3 protein-coding genes are annotated in these 2880 nt (G+C 75.2%); 2 read left to right on the top strand and 1 reads right to left on the bottom strand.

The features are described 5' to 3' along the window. The first annotated feature begins 112 nt into the window (after positions 1-112). A complete protein-coding gene (locus EAO77_RS36465) occupies positions 113-874 on the top strand; it encodes a hypothetical protein (RefSeq protein ID WP_147992580.1) in 762 nt (253 codons plus the stop codon). Positions 875-911: 37 nt separating this feature from the next. Here EAO77_RS36465 and EAO77_RS36460 read toward each other — a convergent pair whose 3' ends face one another. Further along, positions 912-1760, bottom strand: coding sequence for a GNAT family N-acetyltransferase (locus EAO77_RS36460; RefSeq protein ID WP_147992579.1), 849 nt, complete (start codon positions 1758-1760; stop codon positions 912-914). 271 nt (positions 1761-2031) lie between these two features. Between EAO77_RS36460 and EAO77_RS36455 the strand changes: the two genes are divergently transcribed. Then, the coding region (locus tag EAO77_RS36455; RefSeq protein WP_261994313.1) for a PAS domain-containing protein at positions 2032-2880 on the top strand (849 nt) is incomplete at its 3' end.

Here is a 2880-nt window from a genome sequence, read left to right as displayed (position 1 = left end):
GACCAGCGCCGCCGACCCCGCGAGAGTGAGCCCGCCCGGGCGGGCGGACCCCGCACGCGCCCAGGGGGTACGCATGGCCGGACTGTTCCCCGAGCACGGAGGATGCTGCCCTATGCCCGTCAGACAGGGAGCCGTACGGCTGCTGCTGCACACCCTGTGCGCGGCACTCGTACTCACCGGCTGCGCGGACGGGGCACCACCCTCCGGCGCCCTCCGCACGCCGCCCGGCACCGACGACTCCGCCCGGCACGCCGCGACCCCGCTGCCCGCGCCGCCGCCCCGCGACCTCCCCGGCCTCGGTCCCGCCACGGCCCTCTCCGTCGGCGACGCCAACCGGCAGGCGCTCGTCGTCACCGGCGAGGGACCCGACTCCAGCGACTCGTCGGCCGTGCTCTGGGAACGCGACTCCGCCCGCGCCCCCTGGCGCCCGGTCCTCGGCCCGTGGCCCGCGCACAACGCCCTGCGCGGCTGGACCCGCGAGCACGTGGCGGACGATCTGCGTTCACCGATCGGCGTGTTCCGCCTCGGGGACGCCGGCGGGCGCCTGCCCGACCCCGGCACCCTGCTCCCGTACGACGAGGACCCCGAGTTCGCCACGTCGGGAACCGGCTTCCTCGGGGAGCCCCTCGAAGGCTCGTTCGACTATGTGGTCGCCATCGACTACAACCGCGTCCCCGGCACCACCCCGCTGGACAAGGACCGCCCGCTCGGCGCGGGCCGGGGCGGCGGGGTCTGGATCCATGTCGACCACGAGGGACCCACCCGGGCCTGCGTCTCGTTCGCGCAGGAGCACATGCGCGAGCTGCTGCTCGCCCTCGACCCGGACAAGCTCCCCGTCGTCGTCATGGGCCCGGCCGCCGAACTGCGCAGGTGACACCCCGCCCCGCCGGGAGCACGCCCTCGCGGACGCGTCAGCCGAGCTCCAGGCTGGTGACCCCGTAGAGCCCCGCCCGGTCGATCTCCGGGGCGGGCCCGGTGTACATCCGGGCCGCCTCGAAGGAGGGCCGGAGCCCGAGTTCCGTGACCAGCCCGGTGGCCGGGCCGTTGTGATCGGGCACGTCCACGGCGACCGGCCCGCCGCTGGCGGCCCCCGCCAGAGCCCCCAGCAGCCCTTCGGCCACACCGGGGCCGTCCGCGTACAGGGGCCCGATCCGGGAGGCCCCGCTGCACGGGCGGACCACGCCCAGGCCGCACAGGCCGCCGTCGCGCACCGCGGCGACCGCCGTGCGTCCGGGCAGCCCCGTCCAGGCGGCCAGATACGCGTCACGGTCCTCGGGGAAGAACCGGCGGTCGTACGCCGCCAGCGCCCCGAACGGCAGCGTCCGGGCGTCCACCAGCTCCACCCCCGGCGGCAGCACGCCACCGCCGCGCGGCACGCCCTCGAAGCGGACGTTGTTCCACACCCGCTCGAACCCGGACCTGCGGTAGTTGGCCTGCTGGTCGACGACCCCGTCGAGACCGACCAGCCGGCCGGCCAGCCGCCCGGTCCCGGCCCGCCACAGCCGCAGGCCGTACCCCTGCCCGCGCACGGCGGGACGCGTGATGTAGAAGCCGATGAACCCCGACCCCGTGCCGTGCCGCACCGCCGAGATGCAGCCGACCGGTTCGCCGTCCAGGACGCCGACGAGGAAGCCCCGGGGGTCGGCGACGGTGAACGCCTGGAGGTCCGAGTCGCCGGGATTCCACCCCTCGTCCTCGGCCCACCCGCGGATCAGGCCGATGTCCCGCGCGCTGGCGTTCCTGATCTCGAAGTCCGGCACGGCCGCTCCTTCCGTTCCCGCGCCTCGGCGTCCCCGCACCGGACGCCCCGGCGGGCACCCGTCCGTACGCTGCGTGGACCGCCACCCGCGCTCCGTGATGACCTCGCACTTCTAGCAGTGCGTCCGGGTGCCACCGATCAGGACAAGCCACCCGTGTCGCCGCCGTGGCGAGTGGTTGAGGGCCGTCGGGAGCGGGAGCATGCTGGAATGGCGCGGGGCCGGGACCGGCTCCACGGGCCCGCGACGCGGCGAAGGGCGAGTGAAGGTCCCCATGGACGAAGACATCAGCGGCCGGCCGGGCCGGGACGAGGCCGGCACCGGGGACCTGCCCCGGCTGATCCTTCAGCAGCTGCCCGTCCCGGTGGCCTTCTTCGACCGCTCGGCCCGGTTCGTGACGGCCAACCCGGCCGCCCTGTCGGCGGTGGACAGGACAGGGGACGAACTCGTCGGCCTGCGGCCCGGCGAGGTGTCGCCGGGCGTGGTGATCAGCGGGGCGGAAGGGCTCGAGGCCGCCATCGAGGAGGTCATGGCGGCGGGCGAGTCCCGCACCTACGAGACGCGTCTGCGCACCGAGGGCACCCAGGAACGCGTGTGGATGGCGGTCCTGTCCCCGATCACCGGCCACGACGGCGAGGTCCTCGGCTGCTCGGTGGTGAGCCTGGACACCAGCGAGCAGCACCGGGCCCGCGAACGCCTGTCCGTCCTGGACCGGGCCAGCATGCGCATCGGCAGCCGGCTGGACGTCATCACGACCGCCGACGAACTGGCCGAAATGGCCACCGAGACCTTCGCCGACTTCGTCGCCGTCGATCTGCTCGCCCCCGTCCTCGCCGGCGACGAACCGCGCGCCCCGGCCCCCGGCGGCACCATCGTCTTCCACCGGGCCGCCCAGCACTCGGTCCTGGACGGCTGCCCCGAATCCGTGGTTCCCGTCGGCACCAGCCACACCTTCGACCGCGAATCGGCGGTCGGACGCGTCCTCGGGCGCGGTGAGGCCGCGCGGTACCCCGTCGACGAGGAGTCGCTGCGGCTGTGGGACATCACCGACCCCGAGCGGGCCCGCAGCATCCGTGAGCACCGCATCCACTCCACGATGGTCGCCCCGCTGACCGCGCGCGGC

It is taken from the genome of Streptomyces sp. T39 (assembly GCF_008042045.1).
Taxonomy (GTDB): domain Bacteria; phylum Actinomycetota; class Actinomycetes; order Streptomycetales; family Streptomycetaceae; genus Streptomyces.
The sequence above is the reverse complement of the archived record's forward strand: the minus strand, read 5'-3'. Positions and strand labels throughout refer to the sequence as shown.